Source organism: Pseudoalteromonas sp. QJM3NY_22 (assembly GCF_056173065.1).
This window is the reverse complement of record NZ_CM149655.1, coordinates 60,532-85,564: the sequence shown is the minus strand read 5'-3', so window position 1 is coordinate 85,564 and position 25,033 is coordinate 60,532. Positions and strand designations below refer to the sequence as shown.

General features: G+C 38.5%; 22 protein-coding genes. 12 read left to right on the top strand and 10 right to left on the bottom strand.

The annotated features are described in order from the left end of the window. Positions 1–115: 115 nt before the first annotated feature. From AC0VZ4_RS00420 to mdoH, 3 genes are all read left to right on the top strand, one after another. Entirely contained in the window at positions 116–2,839 is a 2,724-nt protein-coding gene (locus AC0VZ4_RS00420) for an ExeM/NucH family extracellular endonuclease (RefSeq protein ID WP_475440604.1), read from the top strand. Between the two features lie 308 nt (positions 2,840–3,147). Further along, positions 3,148–4,767, top strand: a complete 1,620-nt coding sequence (locus tag AC0VZ4_RS00415; RefSeq protein ID WP_475440603.1) for a glucan biosynthesis protein G — start codon at positions 3,148–3,150, stop codon at positions 4,765–4,767. Further along, positions 4,739–6,700, top strand: a complete 1,962-nt coding sequence (gene mdoH, locus AC0VZ4_RS00410; RefSeq protein WP_475440602.1) for a glucans biosynthesis glucosyltransferase MdoH — start codon at positions 4,739–4,741, stop codon at positions 6,698–6,700. Before AC0VZ4_RS00415 ends, mdoH begins: the two co-directional genes overlap by 29 nt. A gap of 369 nt (positions 6,701–7,069) precedes the next feature. Here the strand turns inward: mdoH and fusA are convergent, their stop codons facing one another. From fusA to ylqF, 3 genes are all read right to left on the bottom strand, one after another. Then, the gene (gene fusA, locus AC0VZ4_RS00405; protein ID WP_475440601.1) at positions 7,070–9,154 is read right to left on the bottom strand and encodes an elongation factor G; all 2,085 of its coding nucleotides are present in this window, start codon (positions 9,152–9,154) and stop codon (positions 7,070–7,072) included. Between the two features lie 735 nt (positions 9,155–9,889). Next, the gene (locus tag AC0VZ4_RS00400) at positions 9,890–10,651 is read right to left on the bottom strand and encodes an IS5 family transposase (protein ID WP_475439610.1); all 762 of its coding nucleotides are present in this window, start codon (positions 10,649–10,651) and stop codon (positions 9,890–9,892) included. Between the two features lie 114 nt (positions 10,652–10,765). Next, positions 10,766–11,710 carry a ribosome biogenesis GTPase YlqF gene (ylqF, locus tag AC0VZ4_RS00395; protein ID WP_149605358.1) on the bottom strand — a complete coding sequence of 315 codons (945 nt, stop codon included), beginning with the start codon at positions 11,708–11,710 and terminating at the stop codon, positions 10,766–10,768. A gap of 91 nt (positions 11,711–11,801) precedes the next feature. Here ylqF and AC0VZ4_RS00390 point away from each other — a divergent pair, with 91 nt between their 5' ends. Together AC0VZ4_RS00390 and AC0VZ4_RS00385 are read left to right on the top strand one after the other, a co-directional pair. Then, a complete protein-coding gene (locus tag AC0VZ4_RS00390) occupies positions 11,802–12,338 on the top strand; it encodes a YaeQ family protein (protein WP_475440600.1) in 537 nt (178 codons plus the stop codon). A 21-nt stretch (positions 12,339–12,359) separates the two neighbouring features. Continuing rightward, a complete protein-coding gene (locus tag AC0VZ4_RS00385; protein ID WP_475440599.1) occupies positions 12,360–12,965 on the top strand; it encodes a PGAP1-like alpha/beta domain-containing protein in 606 nt (201 codons plus the stop codon). On the opposite strand, the gene AC0VZ4_RS00380 is transcribed toward AC0VZ4_RS00385, so the two are convergent. Continuing rightward, positions 12,962–13,171 carry a hypothetical protein gene (locus AC0VZ4_RS00380; protein ID WP_007579816.1) on the bottom strand — a complete coding sequence of 70 codons (210 nt, stop codon included), beginning with the start codon at positions 13,169–13,171 and terminating at the stop codon, positions 12,962–12,964. The two genes, AC0VZ4_RS00385 and AC0VZ4_RS00380, sit on opposite strands and share 4 nt — an antisense overlap. 335 nt (positions 13,172–13,506) lie before the next feature. On the opposite strand from AC0VZ4_RS00380, the gene AC0VZ4_RS00375 reads away from it, so the two are divergent. Then, positions 13,507–13,980, top strand: a complete 474-nt coding sequence (locus AC0VZ4_RS00375; protein WP_007377885.1) for a Dps family protein — start codon at positions 13,507–13,509, stop codon at positions 13,978–13,980. Between the two features lie 217 nt (positions 13,981–14,197). Here the strand turns inward: AC0VZ4_RS00375 and AC0VZ4_RS00370 are convergent, their stop codons facing one another. The 4 genes from AC0VZ4_RS00370 to AC0VZ4_RS00355 all read right to left on the bottom strand — a co-directional run bounded on the left by AC0VZ4_RS00370 (position 14,198) and on the right by AC0VZ4_RS00355 (position 18,339). Beyond that, a complete protein-coding gene (locus AC0VZ4_RS00370; protein WP_475440598.1) occupies positions 14,198–14,347 on the bottom strand; it encodes a hypothetical protein in 150 nt (49 codons plus the stop codon). A 318-nt stretch (positions 14,348–14,665) separates the two neighbouring features. Beyond that, positions 14,666–16,741, bottom strand: coding sequence for a S9 family peptidase (locus AC0VZ4_RS00365; protein WP_475440597.1), 2,076 nt, complete (start codon positions 16,739–16,741; stop codon positions 14,666–14,668). Between the two features lie 144 nt (positions 16,742–16,885). Beyond that, a complete protein-coding gene (locus AC0VZ4_RS00360) occupies positions 16,886–17,455 on the bottom strand; it encodes a chitin-binding protein (protein WP_475440596.1) in 570 nt (189 codons plus the stop codon). Between the two features lie 227 nt (positions 17,456–17,682). Next, a complete protein-coding gene (locus AC0VZ4_RS00355; protein WP_475440595.1) occupies positions 17,683–18,339 on the bottom strand; it encodes a cytochrome b/b6 domain-containing protein in 657 nt (218 codons plus the stop codon). Positions 18,340–18,445: 106 nt separating this feature from the next. Between AC0VZ4_RS00355 and AC0VZ4_RS00350 the strand changes: the two genes are divergently transcribed. From AC0VZ4_RS00350 to AC0VZ4_RS00340, 3 genes are all read left to right on the top strand, one after another. After that, positions 18,446–19,150: an AzlC family ABC transporter permease gene (locus tag AC0VZ4_RS00350; RefSeq protein WP_149605352.1), complete on the top strand. Its 705-nt coding sequence runs from the start codon at positions 18,446–18,448 to the stop codon at positions 19,148–19,150. Then, positions 19,147–19,446 (top strand): AzlD domain-containing protein, encoded by a 300-nt coding sequence (locus tag AC0VZ4_RS00345; protein ID WP_004335020.1) that lies wholly within the window; start codon positions 19,147–19,149, stop codon positions 19,444–19,446. The genes AC0VZ4_RS00350 and AC0VZ4_RS00345 overlap by 4 nt, the downstream gene beginning before the upstream one ends. 72 nt (positions 19,447–19,518) lie before the next feature. Continuing rightward, complete coding sequence (locus AC0VZ4_RS00340) at positions 19,519–20,016, top strand: glutathione peroxidase (RefSeq protein WP_475440594.1); 498 nt, start codon at positions 19,519–19,521, stop codon at positions 20,014–20,016. 118 nt (positions 20,017–20,134) lie between these two features. Here AC0VZ4_RS00340 and AC0VZ4_RS00335 read toward each other — a convergent pair whose 3' ends face one another. Then, positions 20,135–20,320, bottom strand: a complete 186-nt coding sequence (locus AC0VZ4_RS00335; protein ID WP_007579801.1) for a PA3496 family putative envelope integrity protein — start codon at positions 20,318–20,320, stop codon at positions 20,135–20,137. Positions 20,321–20,708: 388 nt separating this feature from the next. Here AC0VZ4_RS00335 and AC0VZ4_RS00330 point away from each other — a divergent pair, with 388 nt between their 5' ends. Then, positions 20,709–21,503 (top strand): YggN family protein, encoded by a 795-nt coding sequence (locus tag AC0VZ4_RS00330; protein ID WP_475440593.1) that lies wholly within the window; start codon positions 20,709–20,711, stop codon positions 21,501–21,503. Between the two features lie 238 nt (positions 21,504–21,741). On the opposite strand, the gene AC0VZ4_RS00325 is transcribed toward AC0VZ4_RS00330, so the two are convergent. Beyond that, positions 21,742–23,184, bottom strand: coding sequence for an aminotransferase-like domain-containing protein (locus AC0VZ4_RS00325; protein ID WP_096792197.1), 1,443 nt, complete (start codon positions 23,182–23,184; stop codon positions 21,742–21,744). Positions 23,185–23,286: 102 nt separating this feature from the next. Here AC0VZ4_RS00325 and AC0VZ4_RS00320 point away from each other — a divergent pair, with 102 nt between their 5' ends. Then, positions 23,287–24,216 carry a DMT family transporter gene (locus AC0VZ4_RS00320; protein WP_306725093.1) on the top strand — a complete coding sequence of 310 codons (930 nt, stop codon included), beginning with the start codon at positions 23,287–23,289 and terminating at the stop codon, positions 24,214–24,216. A gap of 529 nt (positions 24,217–24,745) precedes the next feature. Next, the gene (locus AC0VZ4_RS00315) at positions 24,746–24,886 is read left to right on the top strand and encodes a hypothetical protein (protein WP_007377900.1); all 141 of its coding nucleotides are present in this window, start codon (positions 24,746–24,748) and stop codon (positions 24,884–24,886) included. The last annotated feature ends 147 nt before the right edge of the window (positions 24,887–25,033 follow it).

The following is a 25,033-nucleotide window of genomic DNA, read 5'->3' as shown; positions in this document are numbered from 1 at the left end:
TCACAATTTCGCTATTTTTGCTTTCATTTTATTTACTTATTGTATTTTATTTGTAATAAATTTTCCTTAAACTAAGTGTCCCATTTGGGACACAATACACGGGAAAAAAATAATAATGTTTAAAACAAAAATAACGCCACTAGCGCTTGTTATAGCAAGCCTTAGTGCACCAGCCTCCGCTAATCTTATCATTTCGGAATATGTAGAAGGTAATAGCAACAATAAAGCAATTGAGCTTTATAATAACTCGACTGATTCGTTATCACTTGCTGGCTATAAATTAAATTTATATGTAAACGGCAAAACAACGATACAATCTACGCTCGACTTGTCAGCTACTTTGCCTGCCAACGGAACATATGTAATCGTAAACCCAAGTTCAAATGATGAACTAAAAGGTAAAGCTGATTTAGAGCATAGTGTTACAAGCTTTAACGGTGATGATGCATTAGTCCTAATGCAAGGCGACACTGTCATTGATAGTTTTGGTCAACTTGGTACAGATCCAGGCTCTTATTGGTCTGAAGGTGGCGTACAAACACAAAATAAAACACTTCGTCGCAACGATAGCGTCCTCGTTGGCCGTACTTCGCCAAGTGCTGCTTTTAACCCAAGCGAAGAATGGGTGCAATTTGACCTAGATGATTTTTCTGGTTTAGGCGTATTTGGTAGTGACTCAGCTCCAGTACCAGAACCTGAGCCACTAGATCCATTAGTATGTGGTGCAGATAAAACATTGATTAGCGCTATTCAAGGCGATGGTGCAGCAAGCCCTCTTGTGGGTAGTGTTGTTGAACTTGAAGGCGTTGTAACAGCAGACTTCCAAGGCGACGATGAGTTAAAAGGCTTTTTTATAAGCTCACTTGCTGCAGATATAGACGCTAACCCACTGACTTCTGAAGGCCTGTTTGTTTACTTTGCAGATACTGACGTAAGTGTAGGCGACCATGTACGTGTGCAAGGTACTGTTGAAGAATATTTTGATGCAACACAAATCGGCAGCGTAAGCCAAGTAGCTGTTTGTGATACTGGCTTAGCTTCAACCGCTACAAAAATAACTTTGCCTTTAGCTGATGCAACTTATTTAGAATCATTTGAAGGCATGCTAGTAACGCTAGAACAGCCATTAGTTGTTACCAATAACTTTGGTCTTGGTCGATATGGTGAAGTTGAAGTCGCGACTGAGCGCTTGTATCAAGGTACGCAAGTTGCGTTACCTGGTGATACTGCTAACGCAGTTGAAGCCGAAAACTTAACTAAGAAAATATTAATCGATGATGGCTCAACTGTTCAAAATCTAGATCCTACAGCCTACCCAACTCCTGGCTTATCAGCAGAAAATACATTACGTACTGGTGATACAGTAAATACAGTGACTGGTGCACTTGCTTATAGCTTTAGCCTTTACCGAATTCACCCAACTGTAACACCTCAATTTATTGCAACAAATGCACGTAAAGACGCACCTGAACTTAATGCTGAGGCAGATTTACGTGTAGCAAGCTTTAACGTACTTAATTACTTTAATGGTGATGGCCAAGGTGAAGGGTTCCCTACGAGTCGCGGTGCAGATTCTGAAGCTGAATTTATTCGTCAAGAAGCCAAAATTGTAAGTGCTATTAGCGCAATGCAAGCTGATGTTGTTGGTTTGATGGAAATCGAAAATGATGGCTTTGGTGAATTTAGCGCTATTGCTAGCTTAGTTAATGCATTAAACGAAGCTGATGCAGCTAACCAGTATGCATTTGTTGACTTTGGTCTTGATCAAATCGGTACAGATGCAATCACGACTGCGTTAATTTATCGTGCTAATAAGGTAGAAGAAGTCGGTACTGCCGCTATTACTACTGATGCACCATTTGATTTTAGTAATCGTACTCCTATCGCACAAAGCTTTAAATCTTTAGCAACTGATGAAGTATTTACTGTAGCCGTAGCGCACTTAAAATCTAAAGGTGGTTGTGGTAGTGCAAGCGGTGCGAACGAAGATCAAAATGATGGCCAAGCTTGTTGGAATGAAATACGTACACAAGGTGCGAATGCGTACGCAGATTGGCTTGATAGCAAACCAACGGGTGTTGACGACGAAGATACTATTCTAGTTGGCGACATGAATGCTTACGCAATGGAAGATCCAATACGTGCGTTTGCAGATAAAGGATATAAAAATGTAATCGCAGAGCTTGATGGCAATACTCTTGCTTACTCTTATAGCTTCTCTGGCCGTGCTGGTAGCCTTGACCATGCTGTAGCTAGTGCATCATTACTTAGCAAGGTAGTATCAGCTAAAGATTGGCATATTAATGCTGATGAACCAATTTCGCTTGATTACAATGTTGAATTTAAAAGTGATGCTCAACAATCGAGTTTATATTCTCAAAGCGCATACCGCGCCTCAGATCATGATCCTGTAATTGTTGATATAAAATCTGAAATTACGCTAACACCAGAAGAGCAAACACCCGTTATTACAGCGAATCAAACGTTTGCTATTGATGAAAATAGCGCGATTGGGACAGTAATTGGTACGCTTGATTTTAGTGACCCTAATGCAGATGAGTCACCGGTTGTTAAATTTATTGTATCAGGAAACAGCAGTGTTTCTATTAACAACCAGGGACAACTTATTGTAGCTGGTGAGTTAGATTACGAGTTTGAAAACCGCATTACCTTATCTGTTCAAGCACAAGATAGTGCAGGTAACGTATCTAAAGCTGAAAATGTAGCTATTAAAGTTAATAACCTACGTTCAGATGACGATAACGATGCAGGTTCATTATTTTGGTTAACACTTCTTTTAGCGCCGCTATCAATCGTGCGTAGATTTAAAAAGAAATAACTAATTTAGATACCCTTAAAAAGCCGCAATTGCGGCTTTTTTTATTTTTATAAAAATGTAATTCAGACAAGCTTCAGTAAACATCTCGTAATATCGCTTTATTATATAAATCATCCTCAACTAACTAACCAAGTAAGAAGCAACTACAATAGCCGTGGGTGTTTTTTACACGAAGAGTGGTCGAGATCTTTTATGCCTCTTACTTAGCTTTTTGATTTTTAATGTATTTATTTAGGTTTAAAAATTGCTTAAGTAAATAACTTAGTCTCAACCCTAAAAATAAGTCGTGTTTTTATAAAGGAATGAAAATGAAACAATTTACCCATCGATTATCAACATGGCAAAAGATCTCAAAGCCACTCTTGGGTCTACTTATTATATTTTCGGCTTGGGGTAACAGCAGTCAAGCATTTGCAGCTACAACAGAAGCAGCCATTCCACAAAGTAGTTTATTTGACGTTATAAGCGCGCGAGCTAAAAAACTAGCAAGTGAAGAATATATAGCTCCAAAAAACATTGAACTAGATGCTCTCAATAATATTGATTATCAAGATTATCGCTCTATCCGCTTCAAACAAGACGAGTCAGTGTGGAAAGACGAAGGTCTTTACGAGCTACAGCTATTCCACCCGGGTTTTTTATATAAAACACCCGTTACAATTAATACTGTTAATAGTGACTCAAAACGCACCCGCCTCCCATTTAGTACTGACTTTTATCAGTACGACGGCACTGCAGCTCCTCTAAAAGAAGAAATTACTAAAAGCATTGCTAATACTCAGCTTGGTCACGCTGGCTTTCGATTACATTACCCACTAAATACCAATGAGTACAAAGATGAAGTAATGGTATTTCAAGGTGCATCTTATTTTCGTGTTGTTGGCCCAAAGCAAGTTTACGGATTGTCTGCTCGCGGTTTAGCGATTGATACTGCAGAAGCTTCAGGCGAAGAATTCCCAATGTTTAAAGAGTTTTGGTTAGTTAAGCCAAAACTAGATCAAACTAATATTGTTATGTTTGCACTACTTGATAGCCCATCAGTGTCGGGGGCATATAGGTTCGATGTAGACCCAACCACAAATACGGCTGTAAAAGTAAATATGCAAATATTTGCACGTAAAGACGTTAAAAAACTAGGTATTGCCCCCTTAACGAGTATGTTTTATCACGGTGAAAACAGTACTAAATTTTTTGATGACTACCGCCCTGAAGTACACGATTCAGACGGTTTATTAACACAATCGCAAGATAATAAATGGGTGTGGCGCCCACTTAACAATCCCGTGCAACTAAGCGTCACTTCTTTTACATACGAGAATCCAAAAGGTTTTGGTTTAGCGCAACGCGATCGTGATTTTAATAACTACTTTGATACAGAAGCCCATTACCACGACCGCCCTAGCCTATGGATTGAACCAGAAGGTGAATGGGGTAATGGTCGAGTTGAGCTAGTAGAGATACCAACTGACACAGAAACTAATGACAATATAGTAAGTTACTGGGTACCTGAAAAACCCTTCAAAGCGGGAGATTCATTAAAACTAAGCTATAAAATGACGACTTTTAATGCCCATTTAAACCAACATGAAAAAGCACGCGTGGTGCGTACTAGAATTGGCAGTGCAGCACTACCAGGTGAAGACAATCCTCCACCAAAAAGTCACCGTCAATTTACTGTCAACTTTTCAGGCCCAGAGCTTAACCAGCTCTCTAAAAAGCTAGATTTAAAGGCTGATATACAGCTAACAACAGGTGAAGTGAGTGATGTAACAATACAAAAGCTACCTGATACATATGGATGGCGTGTGGCCTTTAAAATCGCCCCACAAGACGGAAAACCAGTAGATATGCGTTTATCGCTAAAACTACGTGATAAAGAAATTAGTGAGGTATGGAGCTATGTTTGGTACCCAAATGACATCAAGTAAGCAAAACAAGGGAACGTCAATGCCTTTCAAAACGGTTCGTGTATGGCTGTTTGCTATTGCAGCTCTTGGCGTATCAGGTTACGGCATATCTATTATGTTTGAAATTTTAAATTCAAACGGTATGACCTTACTTGAATATGCATTATTCGCCCTATTTTCAATTACGTTTGCGTGGATTGTTACTGCATTTTGTAGCGGTACAATTGGTTTCTTACTGCAACTACTGCGCATCGATCCACTAACTTTAAAGCGTATTAAGCCAATCTCTTTCGACAGCCAAGCACTTGCTAAGCAAAGAACAGCGGTTGTTATGCCAATCTATAACGAAGATACTCATCGTGTTATCGCAGGCTTTGAAGTAAGCCTAGAATCACTAAAAGAAACAGGGCAACTAGATCATTTTGACTTTTATTTACTTAGCGATACCCAAGACCCACAAATAGCCAAAAACGAGTTGAGTGCATGGCATGCATTGTGTGAGCGATTAGGCAGTACAGCTAAACACGTTTTTTACCGTCGTCGCGAAGATAATAAACACCGCAAAGTAGGCAACCTAACTGATTTTTGTGAACGTTGGGGCAGCCAGTACGACCATATGATTGTACTTGATGCTGATAGCGTAATGACCGGAAAGTGCATGCTAGAGCTTACTACAAGCATGCTAAACAACCCGCAAGCAGGCCTTATTCAAACAATTCCTATCCCCGTTCGTCAAGATACTTTTTTTGGCCGCTTTTTACAGTTTGCATCCGTACTTTACAGCCCAATGCTAGCGACTGGTTCTGCTTTTTGGCAAACCGATAAAGCAAACTATTGGGGCCACAACGCAATCATTAGAGTTGAGGCGTTTATTACCTGTTGTGGCTTACCAACGCTTAAAGGTAATGCCCCATTTGGTGGTGAAATACTAAGTCATGACTTTGTAGAAGCCTCTTTGTTACACAGTGCTAATTGGGACGTATTGCTACTATCAGACATTGAAGGGAGTTATGAAGAAGTTCCAAGTAACATTTTAGATTATGCTGTACGCGATAGACGCTGGGTACAGGGTAATATTCAACACCTTGGTTTACTGTCCTCATCAAAATTAAAGTTAATGAGTAAATTTCATTTTTTATTGGGAGCAACGGCCTATATTTCATCGCTAATTTGGTTATCAATGCTCGCACTAAGTACGATTGATGCCGTAACACGTGCGCTTAATAGCGATGTTTACTTTAATCGCGCGTACCAGTTATTTCCGACCTGGCAAATTGCTAAAACCGAACTGATTGATTCACTACTTTACTTAACAATCATAATTTTACTACTACCGAAATTAATGGGGGTTATTGTTACATTAGTGCACAGAAACAAACGCTTTGGTGGTTCAATTAAGCTGATACTAGGCTCAATCATTGAAACCGTATTTGCTATTATTGTTGCACCATTAATGATGGTATTTCATGCTTACTTTGTTATATGCGTATTTTTAGGTAAAAAAGTAAAGTGGGATGCACAGCCTCGTGAAGGTCGAATGGTTCCTTGGAGGGAAGCGTTTGGTTATACGCTATTTTCAACTATCGTCGCTATTGCATGGGGCAGCACAGCGTATTACTTTACCCCTGTATTCTTTTGGTGGTTGTCGCCAATACTATTAGGCTTAATACTCGCAGCACCTATAGTCCGTTACTCAAGTAGCATTAAGCTAGGCGTGTTCCTTAGGGATCTAGGTATATTTATTTGCCCTAGTGAAGTAGATAACGATACTACTTTAGAAGCGCTTAAGGTTCATCTCAAAAAGATTTCTGTGCCTCAAGAAGGTCAATATCCAACAACTATTCCAACACTGCCAAAAGAGCATGTGGTTACAATGCCCATTCAAAGCTTTAATAAGCCACACAAGCTAAAGATGAAAGCGCTAAAAGCTAAAGCGATAAAAAAGTTTAATTAGCGCTAAATAAAAGAGCCGTTAAAAACCAAAAAAGGAGCAATAAGTTGCTCCTTTTTTATTGTTTAATAAATATTTTTCCGTATTAAAATAGTTAACCTGAGCTCTGGTTAAGAGATTTACCAACGTTTTGAATTATAGTGATATTTAAATTTATTTTCTCTAGCCAAAGATTTTCAGTGAAAACAAGGCGAATTTACGCGTCAATCGCTGGCCTATTACAAGTAAATTCAACGCAGTAAGCGCTGAAAATAGCTGCTTGAGATAGATTTATTATCCAGAGTTCAGGTTAGCTAAGATCCCCCATCAAAAATTATAGGCAATAAAAAACCCGCAACATGTGCGGGTTTTTTTAAAGAGTTAAAGAGCTAATTACTTAGCAGCTTTTTTCTCTTTTTCTGCAGCGATTACAGTTTCAGCTACGTTAGCTGGACATGCAGCGTAGTGTGAGAACTCCATAGAGAACTGACCACGACCCGATGTCATTGTACGTAGTGTACCGATGTAACCGAACATTTCTGATAACGGTACATCTGCTTTAATACGGATGCCTGTTAAACCAGCTTCTTGGTCTTTCATCATGCCACGACGACGGTTAAGGTCACCGATAACATCACCAACGTGATCTTCTGGAGTGAACACGTCAACTTTCATGATTGGCTCAAGAAGTTGTGCGCCCGCTTTAGGGATCGATTGACGGAAAGCGCCTTTAGCAGCGATTTCGAACGCGATTGCAGATGAATCCACGGCATGGAAGCCACCGTCGAAAAGTTCAACTTCAACGTCAAGTACTGGGAAGCCAGCTAGAACACCTTCGCCCATCATTGACTTAAAGCCTTTCTCAACTGCAGGCCAGAATTCTTTAGGTACGTTACCACCAACAACTGATGATTTAAACGTAAAGCCTGAAGCAACTTCACCTGGCTTGATGCGGTAGTCGATTTTACCAAACTGACCAGAACCACCAGATTGTTTCTTATGCGTGTAGCTATCTTCGATTTCACGAGTGATAGTTTCACGGTAAGCAACTTGTGGTTGACCAACAATAAGGTCTACGCCGTAAGTACGCTTAAGGATATCTACTTTGATATCTAAGTGAAGCTCACCCATGCCTTTAAGAATAGTCTCGCCTGAATCTTCATCAGTTTCAACTTGGAAAGATGGATCTTCTGCAACCATTTTACCGATAGCAACACCCATTTTCTCATTACCGCCTTTATCTTTAGGCTGTACAGCAATCGAGATTACTGGAGTTGGGAATACCATTGGCTCAAGTGTTACTTGGTGCTTAGGATCACATAAAGTGTGACCAGTTTGCACGTTTTTCATGCCTACGATAGCAATGATGTCACCAGCTTGTGCGCTAGTTAATTCGTTACGGTCATCTGCTTGCATCTCAACCATACGGCCAACACGCTCAGTTTTACCAGTAAACGAGTTAAGGATAGTGTCACCCTTATTTAGTTTACCTGAGTAAATACGTACGAATGTTAATGCACCAAAACGGTCATCCATTATTTTGAATGCTAACGCTTTGAAAGGTTCATCTGCAGAAACGATTGCAAATTCGCCATTTTCGTTACCTTCTTCATCCATAAGAGGTTGAGGATCAACTTCTGTAGGAGATGGTAGGTAATCAACAACAGCGTCAAGAATAAGCTGCATACCTTTGTTCTTAAACGCAGAACCACAGTATGTAGGGAAGAAAGCAAGCTCACGTGTACCTTTACGGATACAACGTTTGATGTCTTCTACAGAAGGTGCTTCACCTTCCATGTAAGCTTCAAGTAGTTCATCGTCTTGCTCAAGGGCAGTTTCAACAAGCATTTCATAATACTCGTCAGTCTTTTCTACCATGTCTGCAGGAACGTCTGTGATTTCGTAGTTTTCAGGAAGACCAGTGTCATCCCAAACGTATGCTTTTTTAGTTAAAACATCTACAACACCAACAAATTCATCTTCAATACCAATTGGTAAAGTCATGATTAATGGAGTTGCGCCAAGTACTTTACGTACTTGCTCAGTTACACGATAAAAATCAGCACCCATACGGTCTAATTTGTTAACGAAGATAATACGTGCAACTTCTGAGTCATTAGCATAACGCCAGTTAGTTTCTGATTGTGGTTCAACACCACCAGAACCACAGAAAACACCAACACCGCCATCAAGTACTTTAAGTGAACGGTAAACTTCAACTGTGAAGTCAACGTGTCCTGGTGTATCGATAACGTTAAAACGGTGATCTTTCCAGAAACAGCTTACTGCCGCAGACTGGATAGTAATACCGCGCTCAGCTTCTTGTTCCATGAAGTCAGTAGTAGATTCACCATCATGAACCTCACCTGTTTTATGGATTTGACCAGTAAGCTTTAGGATACGCTCAGTAGTCGTGGTTTTACCCGCATCTACGTGCGCGAAAATACCAATGTTTCTGTACTTCGATAAATCTGCCATTAATTTTACTCTTAATAAAGTCGATAAATTATTCGGCAGGAGTATAACATCACTTAAAGCGAACATCACCATGCAAGCCGCTTAAAATGCAATCAATTCAAGATATTTTTTTTATGCGCAAGATCTATTTTGCATTTTAAGTTGAAAATCACATGTAACATAATGAAAACACTATTTTTTATCGCTCTAACTTTAGGTACATAAAGTTATTTCGTTATTTTGTAACAACACACTACCATAGCTTAAACAGCTAAAATTTTAATCTATACTCAGAAATTACTAATCTTTGAAAACTAATACTTGTTTTAACTAAGAGCGATTTAATCACAGCCTATGTCGCCCAACACTAAGAAAAACTAAATAGTCGCAATTTTTTTATGTTTAACATCAGCTTATAAAACAAACAAATAGATAATAAGAATTATTTGCATTTAGGTATTGACAGTTAATTGAATCTAACTGATAATCACTATCAACAAGACGGCAAACATACTGGCTTGTAACGGAATGAATTGATTTGTTTCTCGACCCTGAAACAACGTGTGGCGCACGTTAACAGCTATGGTTACTTATTATGGACCGCAACGCCCCTTGATGTTGATAATAAGTAACCGCCCTACTATTTTACTTGCTACATTGCTCATATCGGTGACGGTAGATATGAAACTAAAAAAGCCCTTACGGGCTTTTTTTATGTCTGTAATTTAGGGGCTGTTGATCTTTGTAGTATATATATTAATCAGCCCATATTGGTAGCCACATCATAGTGAATGCTAAAGCGAGCATGGAATGATAATTCCGCTCAAGCTTTTCATACCGTGTGGCTATCCCTCTATATTGTTTGATCCGACCAAAGGCATTCTCAACTAAGTGCCTATATTTGTACATGCACCAGTCAATATCTTCATTACCCACTAAACTGTTATCCTTGCGTGGAATAACGGGTGTAGCGCTATTGTCACGAATAAACTCTCTTAGTTTTTCACTATCGTAGCCTTTATCTGCGACAACAACATTACTCGTTGGGCAATTGGCTACAAGTGACTCTGCATGGACGATATCATGCGTATTTCCACAGGATAATTCATAATAAACAGGCAATCCTCCGCTATCTACTGCAAGATGAATTTTAGTCGAATTACCACCTCGACTCTTACCGATTGATTCATTGTCAGCGGTTCTTGCACCGCAACTATGCTGGTGAGCCCTGACAATACTGCCATCAATAAAGATCCAATCCATATCAGCATAGTGGGATAACACTCGAAATAATTCATTCAAAATATCTTTTTTGGACCATAAATTAAATCGTCTATAAATAGCACTCCACGAGCCGAAATAAGACGGTAAATCTCGCCAAGGAATACCGGTACGCATCTTATAGAGTATGCCTTCGAGCGTTTTTCTATGCTCAGGCTTATTATAAATTCGACCACTTAAGTGCATTACTTTTGATAAGACATTCCATGTCGCGTCTGTTAACATTAATCTTGGCATGAGGGTTCGGTGTAACGTTTTTTAGCGAATTCAATTATACCTTATCCTTATGCTGTTTGTTTTTTATACCGCAAAGATCAACACGCCCTAGTTGGTTAAATTAAACTAAATCAATTAACGACGATTTTTACGCGCTCGTGCTCGGCGTTGGAGCTTCTCTTCTTCTTTAGCTTGTTTTTTAGCCTCTGCTGCCGCACGTAAACCTGCAACCATTACTTCTTCTTCCTCACGCATTTGCGGAGTTTCCATCGTAATACGGCCAATAATACCGTCGCGCAGTTCGTTAATTAGGATTTCAGACATTTTGTACGTGTCGATTTGGTTTCCACCACGAATACAACCACGCTTTTTACCTGCCATTTCAACAAACTCCCAGTCACTTTCAGGAAGTTCAGCGATTTTATAGCGCGCTTTTAAAAGCTCAGGATAAGTACGTAATAAATATTCAGCGGTATAACTTGCTACTTCTTCATACTCAAGTGCGGTATCACGAATGGCACCTGTAGCGCCTAAGCGATAACCTGAGTTTTCGTTTTCTACTTTTGGCCAAAGCATACCTGGCGTATCGTAAAGCATAATACCGTCTTCAAGCTTAATGCGTTGTTGTGCTTTCGTTACAGCAGGTTCATTACCTGTTTTTGCAACTATACGTCCAGCCAGTACATTAATTAACGTAGATTTACCCACGTTAGGAATACCCATTATCATGGCTTTTATTTGCTTATCGGCGCCTACTTTATGCGGCACTAACTTTTTACAAAGCTCATTAATACGATGCACTTCAGCTGCTTTATCGTGACCAAAAGAAATCGCTTTAACGCCATTTTCTTGTTCAAAATAATCCTTCCAAATTTGCGTCATTTTAGGATCAGCTAAATCAGCTTTGTTCATTATTTTGATAACTGGCTTACCTTCACGCAAGGTTGCCACCATCGGGTTTTCGCTACTGTAGGGAATGCGCGCATCTAGCACTTCAATGATCACATCCATTTGTGGCATTATTTCTTTAATTTCATTACGGGCTTTATTCATATGCCCAGGGAACCACTGGATAGCCATTTTTAACTCCTAACGTATAATTAACCGCTATTTTAACTGGCAATTCATTTAATTGCGCTATACTGGCGCAAATTTTTTTAGATTAGTTGTTATGGCTCTTAAATCCACCATTATGAAGGTGCAATTATCGCTTAGCGATATGGACCGCCACGTTTACCAAGATTTTAGTTTAACCTTGGCTCAACATCCGTCAGAAACCGACCAACGGTTAATGATTCGCTTACTCGCTTTTGCACTCAATAGCTGTGATGGTTTAGAATTTACCAAAGGGTTAAGTGCAGATGATGAGCCTGAACTTTGGCATGTAAATTACAGCGAAGAAATAGAGTTGTGGGTTGAGTTGGGTTTACCTGATGAAAAACGCCTTAAAAAAGCCTGTAATAAATCTAAAAAAGTGGTGCTTTATACTTATGGCGAAAATAATCAGGCAATTTGGTGGCAAAAACATCAACCTAAGTTGTATGAATTTAAAAACCTAAGTATTTTTAGCCTTGATTACGCAGCCACACAAGCGCTTGCTGCTTTGGTTGATCGCAGTATTAAGCTTGCAATTACCATTCAAGATGCCGAAGTGTGGGTCAACACAGATAATACTAATATTGAAATAAAACCACAGCAGTTAATGTAACTAATGATTTTTTGAGGGCGTATGAAGATTAAACACGTTATTGTTTTACATGGCTTGTATATGTCTGGCTTTGTTATGCGCCCACTGTGCTCTCGCTTGGAAGAATCTGGTGTTAAGGTATTAAACCTTACTTATAATACGCTTGATCCAAACCGCGATGCTATTTTTGCTCAAATTGATGAATTTATTGCAGGTGAACCTTCTGCACTCGTATGTCACTCAATGGGCGGATTAGTCGCTCGCGCATACCTAGAAGCTAATTCAGTTGCAAGCCAACACATTACAAAAGTAGTTACTTTAGGCACTCCTCATCAAGGTAGCCATATAGCACAAAAAATGAAACAAAAAGGCTTTGAATCTTTTTTAAAAAATAGTGTTGAATTTTTGCTTACACAAAATGGTAACTGGCCGTTTAAAGCGAAGCTTTTTAGTATTGCAGGTGACTTACCCATTGGTTTAATGCCCCTTATAGTTAAAGGCAGTAAATCAGATGGCACTGTGTTGCTTGATGAAACTAAGCTCAAAGGTATGGCTGAACATAAAGTGTTCCATTTAAGCCATACCAGTATGATTTACTCACGCGAAGTGGTCGACTACATTTTAAAATGCTTAAGCGAGAAAGATTAATCCTCAGCATTGGCTGCTATTTTATAACTAATTAAAAATACCACTGCCAGTATCAGCGGAATGGGCGCCGCAATGTAACCAAAAAAATCTGAGTTCGCAAAGCTTGCACCTGCTAAGTGCGCTACTAGCCCAAGCACAAATGCGATGACTGCAATTCCTACCACGATTAACTCTGCTTTATTTTGTTTCGCTGTTTTTGCATGCATGTTATCTCTCCTAATTATTTCGACAACATTATTATGCGCCGTTAGGATGGATGATTTTTGACCTACATCAATAAAAAAATAGCTAAGTTATTACCTTGGATAAAGTTTGTTTCAGATCATGATTTATATACTTTTAAGTTTTATTTATTTTTGAGGGGTAGTATTTTTATTAATCAGTCCCACTTCTATTAATAGTCTAAAGTGAATCCAGATACCAAGAACAATTGATAGGTTAAAACGATTAACCAGATAAATTTAAACGATTTTACTAATTTATCGAAATTAGTAATACTTATCACAAGTTCACAAATCAACGGTTATTCAAGGAGCAAGTTATGTCACAGGTAAACGCAATAGGTCTAAACAGTGCAAAAAGTGATGATATTGTAAAATCACTCAATACGCTATTAAGCAGCTACCAAATTCAATACATGAATGCGCGTGGTTTTCACTGGAATATTAAAGGCCGTAACTTTTTTGAGCTACACGTTAAATTTGAAGAAATTTATAACTTATTACTTTTAAAAGTAGATGAAGTTGCCGAACGTATTTTGACGTTAGATGGCGCTCCATTACATGCATTTTCTGATTACCTCGAAGTAAGTAAAATTAAAGAAGCTAAAGGTATTAGTGATGGTGTTACAGCCGTAGAGAACCTACTTGCTGGTTACAGTACGTTAATTCACATGCAGCGCGATATTTTAAACCAAGCAGGTGATGCAGACGATGAAGGCACAGCCTCACTAATGAGTGATTACATCTCAGAGCAAGAAAAACTGGTTTGGATGCTTAAAGCATATTTAGATTAAGTCAAAAAAATAAAAGCCCTCATTAAAGGCTTAATTAGGGATAAATCGTGAACAATCAAGCGATTCGGTTACTATATTAACCTCACCCCAAAGCGAAACAACGCCCCTGTTACCAGTGGCGTTTCTTTTGATTTAAGCGGGCAATAAAAGCCTCAGTGACAACCGAGGCTTTTTTACTGTGAATAACAATACTAGAAGCTAATACTGCTATTGTTGATTAAAACTTACTTCTAAAACCAATGTATATAGTTTGACCGATTGGATCATACGTACCAGCTTCAGTACCTGTATCAGATCCACTAATACCAGAAACGATACGCGGCGGCTCTTTATCAAATAAGTTATTAGCTCCTGCATATAACTCCATTGAATCACTGATATGATAGCTTGCTTGCACATCATGATACGTTACAGAACCAACACCAACTGAGCCAGCTGGGATATTATCAAAGCCATATTTAAATTAACGACCACAAACTTAATCGTATTTTTAGGGTGAGTGCTCAACTCCTGAATAACGCCATTAGTTAACCGAGTAATACCTTCATTGTTAAAGCTTCCCTTCAATTTTAAATACATATGAGGGGGCTGCGAGAAAATCTGGAATTCACCATGAGCTCCAAACATAAATTGCCTTACATATATCAACTTATATATAGAATAATACAATTTTCCGATTTTGTAGTTAATTTAACAGCGCAATAAAAAAGGCCATTTCGAGGGCTTTTTCTTCTAAGCTTTTAAAACGACCTGATGCACCACCGTGCCCTGCATCCATATCTGTTTTAAAGACTAAAATATTACTATCCGTTTTGAGCTCACGCATTTTTGCAACCCATTTCATAGGTTCCCAATATTGCACTTGCGAGTCATGAAGACCGGTAGTAACAAGTATGTTCGGATAGTTTTGCGCACTAATATTGTCATAAGGTGAGTAAGCTTCGATCACATCATAAAACTGTTGATCATTTGGATTACCCCATTCATCGTATTCATTTGTTGTGAGCGGAATACTCTCATCAAGCATCGTGGTTAATACGTCTAAAAATGGTACATGACAGCCAACACCGCAATATAACTCTGGCGCCTGGTTTACAACCGCCCCCATTAATAAACCACCAGCACTGCCGCCTGAGGCAAACACCTTATTGCTATCACAATAACCTTGATCAACAAGCGCTTTTGTCACATCAATAAAGTCACTAAAGCTATTTTGTTTATGCTCTTTTTTACCTTGCTCATACCATTCGCGGCCTAGCATTTCAGAGCCTCGAACATGTGCTATTACATAAACAAAACCACGATCGAGCAAGCTCAGTGACGAACTAGAAAAACTTGGATCAATCGTATAACCATACGCACCATAGCCGTATTGAAATAACGGATTTGAGCCATCCTTTTTAAAGCTGTCTTTTCGATAAACAACAGATACGGGGACTTTGATTCCGTCGCGAGCAGTTACCATTAATCGCTCTGACTGATAGTCATTGGCATTAAAACTACCGAGTACTTTTTGTTGTTTAAGTAGTGTTTTTTCGCCTGTTGCTAAATCAACATCATATAAAGAACCCGGTGTTGTTAAACTTGAGTAATAAATACGCGCAGTGTGTGTTTCTGGCTCTGGGTTCATTGCTATCGCTGCATAATAACAAGGATCGGCAAACTCAAGTGCCATACGATTCCCTAGCCTATTAACAACTACAAATCGAGCTTGCCCTTGTTCGCGTTCACTCAATACTAAAAAGTCATTAAATAACTCGACACCTTCAAGCAGGACATTTTCTCTGTGAGCTGTATGCTCAAACCATTGAGTTTTATCAGCAATCGTTTCGTTTGTTGCCGTCATTAATCTAAAGTTTTTAGCTTGCCAGTTAGTCACAATATAAAATGTGTTACCTAGCTTATCTACGTCAAACTCGTGGCCATCTTCACGCGGCATTAATGCTTTAAATTCGCCATTGGGCTTATTAGCATCAAGCACCCATGTATCGTTGGTCTCTGTCGATGCTAAATCAATAATAATTAAGCTTTCATCGCGGCTTTTACCAAGTCCCATAAAAAAGCTACTATCTTGCTCTTCGTAAACCATTACGTCTTGGCTTTGCTCGCTACCAAGCTCATGCCGAAACACTTGATAACCTAATAATGTTTTTAAATCTTTTTTAACATAAAAAACGGTTTTATTGTCATTAGCCCAAACAATTTGCCCTTCTGTGTTTTCAAGTACATCAGGTAGCATCTCACCTGTTTCAAGGTTTTTAAAACGCACTAAATATATACGTCGGCCTTCAGTATCTTCAGAATAAGCCATAAGTTGTTCACACGAGCTAAGAGCGACTTCACCTAATTCAAAAAATTCGAACCCTGCCGCTAGCACATTTATATCTAGTAAAAGCTCTTTATTATCAGCCTCTATGCTGGTACTACGGTAATGGCGTGAATATTCATCATCGCCACGCACTTCTGAGTGATACCAATACTTTCCGTCTTTAACGGGTATCGAGTTATCGTCTTTTACAATACGCGCTTTAAGCTCTTCAAATAGTGTATTTTGTAATGGTTTTATAGGTGCTAACTGTTTATCACAATAGGTATTCTCAGCATGCAAATGCGCTAGTACGTGTTCATTTTGACGTTCATCATCACGCATCCAATAATAGTTATCGACACGTGTTTTATTATGCGCATTGAGTATATGAGCTTGCTTTTTAGCGATAGGGACGTTAGACAATAAATTTAGAGAGTGATCAGGATGAGGCACAGAAAAGACCAATTTGAAAAATAACAATAATTGCAGTTTACCATAAAAATAAAAAAGCCCACTCAATAGTTGAGAGGGCTTAGAAGGTAATACGTTTCATTACTAAAATCGTTCTACCTATGGGAAGAAGGTTATTTATATTTATTAATCTGATACTTGTAGCCATGCCATAGCCCAGCTTTGTCCAATGCCGGGTTCAAACATAACTTTATTCTCATCATTAACACGGCAAAATTCATTGAATGGCCAAGGCCTACATTGATAAATTTTTCCCGTTTTAGGTTGTAATACTTTTGTACCTGCATTGTAAGCATCGCTACTTTGTGGATAAATAAATTCATATGCGTCACATTCTTTAACTACATAATCATCACATTTCGCGATGCAATGAAAATCAACTTGGGCTTTACAAATACCACTACTTTGCAATGCAAAAATTTCGTTTTGTCGATAAGCAACAACGAGCCCTTGTTCAGTCATTCGCCCTGCGCTTATTAATGGTATATGCACATTAATGTGCTCGGCAACTAAACGCGGCCATGCATGGGGTTCACCTTGCTCTAACGAGGTGATTTTATAATCAAACGATAAACTGACTAGCTCTCCTTGCAAGTCATAAAAGGTTACACTCACCACATCACCAATAAATAATTGGGTATGATGATTTAAACAACCTATAGTCGACCACTTTCCACAGGCCAACGACGTATGCATAAACACAGCAACACCTTAAGAGTCACAAACTATTACCCATACCTATATGGATACACAAAAAATACATCTAGGGCAAGTTATACGCACTAATAAATCGTGCAAAAAAATTTATCCTCACCTTAATAAGCTAACAACTTGATGATTATAATTTGCAATCACACAACAATCAAACAAAAGAATGTAACCAAAATAAAAACCCAACCCTTTAAGGTTGGTTTAATGTGTTTTTAACTAAATAAATAAGTTAAAGGCTCTTTCGCCCACGTAAATACCAGCAACACCAATAAAGATATAAATATTAACCACGCAGGCCAAGACGCTTTTGTTACTTTAGCCTCAGAGTCATCCGCTTTTAACTCTCTTGAGCCTGTGATCATCGCCTTAACTAGCGGTTTTCCTTTTATTCTGTAAACAATAATAGCCAATACATGCAAGCCAATAGCATAAAGTAAAATGTCAAAATTCAGCTCATGTAGCCAATTGGCAAAATCAATCGTATCGCTAGACACATATTGAGCAAGCGGCCCGTCAGTTAAAATACCATCACTGCTCATTAAGCCACTTACAAGTTGCGTTATGATCAATATAAAAAACACTATCACCATACAGCTACCGAGTGCCGAATGGCCTAACGATTCGCTTGGTATTTTTAGCGCCTTTAAAATAGCACCAGGAGAGTGCAGTAACCCACTTAATCTCGCGGTTTTACTACCAATAACACCCCATATTAAACGTGTTACTATAAGTGCTAAAGTAAAAAAACCTGCAACAAAGTGAAGCTCAATCATGCCCTCTTCAATACTAAAATAAAGCACTGCAATACTTACAACCAAAAACCAATGAAAGCATCTAATAAACCCATCCCACACTTTTAACGTCGTCATTGTGCCTATCCTTAAAAAACAGTATTATTTAATTTGTTAACTACTTTAACATCATAATATTAAGGTATCCTTATGAGCCATTCTACAAGCCGTGAGAGTAAATATCATGCAACCAGTTAAAAAAGCTATTTTAAAAGGCTTTTTAGATATGCTACCACTGTGTTTAGCCGTTGTTCCTTGGGGTATTTTATGCGGCTCTTTAGCGATTCAAAATGGTTTTAGCGCCTTTGAAACCCAAGCAATGTCGTTATTAGTATTTGCAGGCTCTGCACAGCTTGTTGCGATTGAACTTATGGCGGGCAACACACCATTGCTCACAATTTTATTCACAACATTTATTATTAGCTCTCGGCACTTTTTATACGGTTTAGCTGTGCGTCATAAGGTCATTGATCAACCTATGCGTTGGCGCTTACCGGTGAGCTTTGTTTTAACCGACGAGCTGTTTGCGTTTTCTCATCATCGAAAAGCATATAGAACAAAAACACGCTTAATATACGCATTGAGCGCTGGCTTTAGCTTTTATATTGCATGGAATATTTGGACATTAATTGGCATTGTAGCGGGCACAATGCTGCCCGACTTAACTAATTTAGGGCTCGACTTTGCGATTGCTGCCACGTTTATCGCGTTGGTTATTCCGGGAATCAAAAATTTGGCCTCACTTGTTACGGTAATTGTAGCTGGCGTTAGCGCAACGCTTTTAAAAAGTACCGGATTTGAGTTATGGCTTGTTTGCTCAGCGCTGCTGGCAATGAGCGCAGGTTACGCTACAGCAAGACTAACCGCTAAAAAGGAAGCAACGCTATGATGACAACTATTTTACTCATGGCGTGCATTACATTTTTTACGCGTTATTTATTTTTACACCGCGCTTTACCGTTTAAAGTAGGTCCTAAAATGCAGCAATTTTTAAGCTTTAGCGCACCTGCGGTGCTTACAGCAATTTGGGTGCCTATCGTATTTTTAAATGAAGATGGCATTAACTTAAACTGGCAAAACCCTTATTTAAGCGCAGCGATAGTCGCCATTATTGTTGCCTATAAAACACATAATATTTATTACACAACGCTTGCCGGTATGGGGCTATTTCTAATTTTAAATTAGAGTGCTCTTTATACTTTATGAAATACTGTACTCAGGTTAAAATACCGATAACAATAATAAAAAGACGCCAAAATGCACGAATTTCATCAATTAAGCGCAACAAGCTTGCAGGATCAACCTATTAACTTTAATGATTTTGAAGGTAAAGTTGTGCTTATTGTTAATACAGCAAGTAAATGTGGATTTACCTACCAATACGAGTCGATGCAAGCTTTACATAATAAGTATGCCAGCCAAGGTTTAGTAATTTTGGGGTTTCCGTGCAACCAGTTTGGTCAACAAGAACCCGGCGGCGCAACACAAATAGAGCAAGGATGTTTAATCAATTTTGGCGTGGGCTTTTTAATGGCGGCCAAAGTAGATGTAAACGGTGAGCATGCACATCCCGTCTTTCGTTACTTAAAATCAGCCTTGCCTGGTTTTTTAACACGCAAAATAAAGTGGAATTTTACTAAGTTTTTAATTGCCGCAGATGGGACGCCAATTAAACGTTATGCACCTTTTACTAAACCCGAAAAGCTAGAACTTACAATTCAAAAAGCTTTGGCACAGGCTAAAAGCACGCTTTAAAAAGTAATAAAGAGGCGCAAGGCCTCTTTATTGCCAATACTATCGAAACTTAAACATACGCATAACTGCACATTTAAACTCTCAATATTAATTGGTATTTTATTTATACTAGTGAAATTTAATCGGTGTAATCGCTTAAATCGTCTTCGCCTAGATTTTTACGCAAGCGTTTTTGCTCAAGGTAGTCTTCCAACTTCTTTTTAACCTTTTGCTTGTTCTTATCGTGTTGATTACGGCCGAGCATTTCGTACTCGTCTTCAACAAAATCGTCATCTAGCGCATCGTAACTAAATGTCTTACCCACAACCCACTCCATAAAGTGTTTGAGACCAACCAAGGATTTTATTATCGCAATAGCCGGTAAATTAAAAATGTTTAACACCAAAATGCGCTGCAAATTAGCATCAAAATAAAGCCACGTGACTATCGTAAATAGTCTTCATGTCAGTAATGTGAATAAATAGCGCTAAATTTCAATTGTGGAAAGTGAGAGTTTTTTATCGTATCGATAAATATTGCTTATAGATTTGTAGAACTTAGTTAATTTGACTAAAAAATAGTTTATTTTTAACTTAACCCAACCTATTAAAAAGGCCTCGAACAAATTAACTTACTGTTTATTATAATAAAAAAATAATGGCATTAAACTTGTTATTAGTTAATAGTCATCAACAAAAAAGCAGAGAATACACATGAAAAAATTACTATTAGTTAGCGCATTAATTTGTACACCAGCAGCTATGGCTCATAACGACAACGATTCTGCAATTTCATTTAGCAGCGATGAATGTAACGTCGAATTTAAAAATGATGTGCGCATTAAGCCAAACGAATTGGAAATTTTTACCGCCAACAATAAAACCATGCAGTTTAATACCCATGGTGACTTAACCGTAAATGGCGAATTTGTAACACTTAATAACTCACAACGCGAAGCGCTAACGAAGTACTCTGATAGCTTACGCACACAATTGCCTGAAGTAGCTAATATAGCGCTTGAGGGTGTTAAAATTGCCGGGGTAGCATTAGAAGAAGTAGGCAATGCATTTAATATTGACGGCCTTGATAATATGTCTGAGCTTATGGACGACATTAAAATTGAAGTAGAAAACACATTTTACCAGCAAGGTACATTTGTCATGGGCCAACAAAGTTTTAATCAATTTGGCGAAAACTTTGAACAACAATTTGAGCGGCAGATAGAAACAGCGGTTGAATCAGCAGTGATGCAATCAATGGGCAGTATTTTAGTTGCTTTAGGTTCTGAGTTACTTGGTTCAGGCGGTGATATGGATGCCTTTGAACAACGTATGGAAAATATGGGCGCACAAATAGAAGAAAAAGTAGAGCTACATGCAAGCGCACTAGAAGAACGTGCTAACTCTTTATGTGGAAACTTTGCTGATATTGCAAAACAAGAAGAGCAATTAGTAATGCAAGTGCCAGAGCTTGAAGGTTACCAGTTATTTAGCTTTAAACAAAATTAGTACAGCAAACGTTATTTAACATCCCTTTGGCAGCACTTAAGTTTACTTAAATGCTGCTTTTTTGTGTTTCGCAAACTTATACCAACCTGCATAAATCTTTGATCAATTTAACGAATTAAATTGCACTATAACTTCGTTAAAAAATTTTTATTTAGAACAACTAGATACAAAAACTTTTGCCTAGCTCTAGCGTAATTTTCTTAACGTTAAATAGACCCCATATATAAGCAGATTGGTATTACTTTTTAGCTAATAAAGTGAGCTTACCCAATGTAACTATTGCTTGCTCAATTTGCGCGCTCCATTGCACACCATAACTTAACCTTACGCAGCTTTTATATTTATTAGAGGCTGAAAAAACAAGTCCAGGGGTAATGCTTATACCGACCTCAAGCGCAAGTAAAAACAATGTTTGGCTATCGTACTCGCCTCCTAAATCTAGCCACATTACGCAGCCTCCTTTTGGATTGCTTATACGTGTGTTTTTTGGCATTGCTTGTTGTAAGCACCATCGCATACGCTCTTTATTATCGCGCAAGCGCTGCCTAAGTACTTTTAAATTTCGGTCGTACTCGCCGCTGGCAATAAATTCAGATAACGTCCATTGGTTTATTAAAGAAGCAGAGCAACTTAGCGCTCTTTTATATCGCCTTGCTTGCGTTGCAAATTTACCCGCAACTAACCAACCTACACGATAGCTCGGCGCTGCCGTTTTAGAAAAAGATGAGCAACTAATCACTAATCCTTTTTTAGAGTACGCTAAAGCAGGTGTGCCTCGTTTTGCCGTAAAATATAAATCGCCGTATACGTCATCTTCAATAAGCACTACGTCATGACTTTCAAGTAGCTCCACCAGCTGCTGTCTATTTGTATCAGGCATAAAGCTGCCCACAGGGTTACTAATTGCAGTCGAGAATAAACACGCTTTTATGTCATGCTCATTTAAAGCGCGTTCCAAATCACTTAACCAAATACCATTATCTGGGCACAGTGGTATTTCGAGCGCTTTAAGCCCTAGGCTTTCTATTAACTCGATAATCCCGTGATAACAAGGCGTCTCAATAGCAACTACATCGCCAGGCTTTGTTACACATTTAAGCGCAATAGCCATGGCTTCTTGCGCACCATTGGTGATCACAAGCTCGTCCATATCAATGCCAATACCAAAATCTAAATAGCGATGCACCAATTGCTTTTTCAGCGGTACAAACCCATCTGTTGGCCCATAGTTAATGGCTTTACTGCCCGCAATTGTCATTACACGGCGCATGTTTCTGGCGAGTGCTTTATCGGTGGGTGCAGCAGCAATTGGATTAGCAATACCAAAAGGGACTACGTTAGCTTGATGAATCGCACTGTACACCTGCTCTATTAAGGCTTGTTTATTTACCACAACAGGCTCGCGACTTAATTTAACGCGCTTAGGCAAATTGCGCGCCATGCTAACGACTTTTAAAAAATATCCCGATTTTTCACGCGCCTCTACTAACCCTTGATCTTCAAGTGACTGGTAAGCCTGTTTTACAGTGGGGATACTTATGCTTAAGTTATCTGCCATTTTACGCAGTGATGGAAGTTTTTCGCCGGGGAGTAAAACTTGTTGAGCGCTCATATCTCTAATCAACTGAATAACTTGCTGATATAAAAACTCATGCCCTTGGCTATTTTTTTGTCTTATCATCACACACCAAATCTGTATAGGTTACATTTTTACTTTTCTGTATATGGTAAGTATACAGATAGGTCTTAAAATAGCCATTCAACCGGGCTTTGGAGACTAACCATGAAAAGTGCAGCGCTATACATTACAACCGTTTTAATTTGGGGCTCAACTTGGTTAGCCATCGAATTTCAACTGGGCGATATTGCGGTAGAGTTATCGTTATTTTATCGCTTTGCTATTGCAGCGCTTTTAATGTGGTTATATGTAGCGTACAAAAAACCCGACATGCGATTTAAATTACTAGATCATGGCTTTTTTGTTTTATTAGCCATTTGTAATTTTGGATTAAACTATTTAATGCTTTACTGGGCGCAAAATTACTTAACCTCCGCAATGACCTCAATTGCCTTTTCAATGCTGCTGGTTATGAACATAGTCAACACTCGACTATTTTTTGGTAAGCCAATCTCAAAACGAATTTATACAGGTGCTGTACTCGCTGTGTTAGGTATTACGTGTCTGTTTTGGCCACAGCTACAGCAGTTCGACTTGAGTAATGGTGCGTTGGTCGGGTTACTACTTGCCCTTGGCGGTACATTTGTGGCTTCATTAGGAAACATGGTAAGCGTTCGTAATTCTCGTAAGCAAATTGGTGTATTGCAAGGCAATGCATGGGGTATGTTATACAGCGCCATAGGCTTAGCTTTATATGTATTAATGAACGATGTGCAATTTAGTTTAAATGCTCCACCAAGTTACTGGTTATCACTACTTTACCTATCAATATTTGGCACCGTAATCGCTTTTGGGTGCTACTTTGCACTGCTAAGAAATATAGGCCCTGAAAAAGCCAGCTACGTTATTGTTTTATTTCCATTAGTGGCAGTAACACTGAGTAGCTTTTTTGAAGGCTTTGAATGGCATGCAAATACCTTTGCAGGATTTAGCCTAGTGCTATTAGGTAACGCCATTGTGCTTACCCCAACAAAACAAATTAATGCCTTTTTAGCAAATAGAGCAATAGCTAAAAGTGGCTCCGTCCCCAGTTAGACGCGTTATTTAACGCAACTAACGCAAAGCGCCTACAGTATGTAGGCGCTTTTTTATTACCAATATAGTGAAAAACAAATAAACTCATCATTGCAGTGCCATTGACTCGTTATAATAAACGCCATCATCAATGAACAATTTCAAATAATTTAAGCTGTTTTTTGATTATATATTTACCCACATTAGTAATTATCAATAACAGCAACTTTACTGATATAAAACATAGCCGAAAAGCATGAAAAAAACACTTTAATCAAAATAATTTAATCTGAATAATTAGTCAAAAAAAACAAAGTAAAATGCATAAAAAACCTAAACAAGCACACAAGCCTTGCAAATATAGAGCAATAGGTATTTTGTTTTTTAAATAACTATTCAAAACACTTATTTAAAAAGTAAAATCGAACGTATTTAAAAGATTTTCACATCAAAATAACTAATGCTTCACACTCAATTTTTATCGTTGTATTTTTAATCAGTTAACGTGCAAAATGCACTCGATTTCAACAGACAAACTCGGAGCAAGGTAATGAATCCAATTAATACATTAAACCAAACGGCATCTGCGCACATTGCAGTTAAACCAACTAACCGTAAAGCAAAAATGTTAGCTAGACTTAACACTATTGGTAAAAGGTTAGCACTTAGCGGCGCAGCTCAATATAAATAATCACCCAACCATGATTATTTTTGCGGTGCAGCAAACACTCAACCACTAAATGAAGCCTCTTCTTTAGCTCCCACAGTTTGCTGCAACCTATTTATTATTCAAAAACTGCCTTAATTTCTATTTATTTACAAAAAAAACCTCATTTAC

Bases quoted from the DNA above. Each gene is read 5' to 3' on its own strand.
- AC0VZ4_RS00420 (WP_475440604.1), top strand. From the start codon at position 116: ATGTTTAAAACAAAAATAACGCCACTAGCGCTTGTTATAGCAAGCCTT.
- AC0VZ4_RS00415 (WP_475440603.1), top strand. From the start codon at position 3,148: ATGAAACAATTTACCCATCGATTATCAACATGGCAAAAGATCTCAAAG.
- mdoH (WP_475440602.1), top strand. From the start codon at position 4,739: ATGTTTGGTACCCAAATGACATCAAGTAAGCAAAACAAGGGAACGTCA.
- fusA (WP_475440601.1), bottom strand. From the start codon at position 9,154: ATGGCAGATTTATCGAAGTACAGAAACATTGGTATTTTCGCGCACGTA.
- AC0VZ4_RS00400 (WP_475439610.1), bottom strand. From the start codon at position 10,651: ATGCCAAGATTAATGTTAACAGACGCGACATGGAATGTCTTATCAAAA.
- ylqF (WP_149605358.1), bottom strand. From the start codon at position 11,710: ATGGCTATCCAGTGGTTCCCTGGGCATATGAATAAAGCCCGTAATGAA.
- AC0VZ4_RS00390 (WP_475440600.1), top strand. From the start codon at position 11,802: ATGGCTCTTAAATCCACCATTATGAAGGTGCAATTATCGCTTAGCGAT.
- AC0VZ4_RS00385 (WP_475440599.1), top strand. From the start codon at position 12,360: ATGAAGATTAAACACGTTATTGTTTTACATGGCTTGTATATGTCTGGC.
- AC0VZ4_RS00380 (WP_007579816.1), bottom strand. From the start codon at position 13,171: ATGCATGCAAAAACAGCGAAACAAAATAAAGCAGAGTTAATCGTGGTA.
- AC0VZ4_RS00375 (WP_007377885.1), top strand. From the start codon at position 13,507: ATGTCACAGGTAAACGCAATAGGTCTAAACAGTGCAAAAAGTGATGAT.
- AC0VZ4_RS00370 (WP_475440598.1), bottom strand. From the start codon at position 14,347: ATGGAGTTATATGCAGGAGCTAATAACTTATTTGATAAAGAGCCGCCG.
- AC0VZ4_RS00360 (WP_475440596.1), bottom strand. From the start codon at position 17,455: ATGCATACGTCGTTGGCCTGTGGAAAGTGGTCGACTATAGGTTGTTTA.
- AC0VZ4_RS00355 (WP_475440595.1), bottom strand. From the start codon at position 18,339: ATGACGACGTTAAAAGTGTGGGATGGGTTTATTAGATGCTTTCATTGG.
- AC0VZ4_RS00350 (WP_149605352.1), top strand. From the start codon at position 18,446: ATGCAACCAGTTAAAAAAGCTATTTTAAAAGGCTTTTTAGATATGCTA.
- AC0VZ4_RS00345 (WP_004335020.1), top strand. From the start codon at position 19,147: ATGATGACAACTATTTTACTCATGGCGTGCATTACATTTTTTACGCGT.
- AC0VZ4_RS00340 (WP_475440594.1), top strand. From the start codon at position 19,519: ATGCACGAATTTCATCAATTAAGCGCAACAAGCTTGCAGGATCAACCT.
- AC0VZ4_RS00330 (WP_475440593.1), top strand. From the start codon at position 20,709: ATGAAAAAATTACTATTAGTTAGCGCATTAATTTGTACACCAGCAGCT.
- AC0VZ4_RS00325 (WP_096792197.1), bottom strand. From the start codon at position 23,184: ATGATAAGACAAAAAAATAGCCAAGGGCATGAGTTTTTATATCAGCAA.
- AC0VZ4_RS00320 (WP_306725093.1), top strand. From the start codon at position 23,287: ATGAAAAGTGCAGCGCTATACATTACAACCGTTTTAATTTGGGGCTCA.
- AC0VZ4_RS00315 (WP_007377900.1), top strand. From the start codon at position 24,746: ATGAATCCAATTAATACATTAAACCAAACGGCATCTGCGCACATTGCA.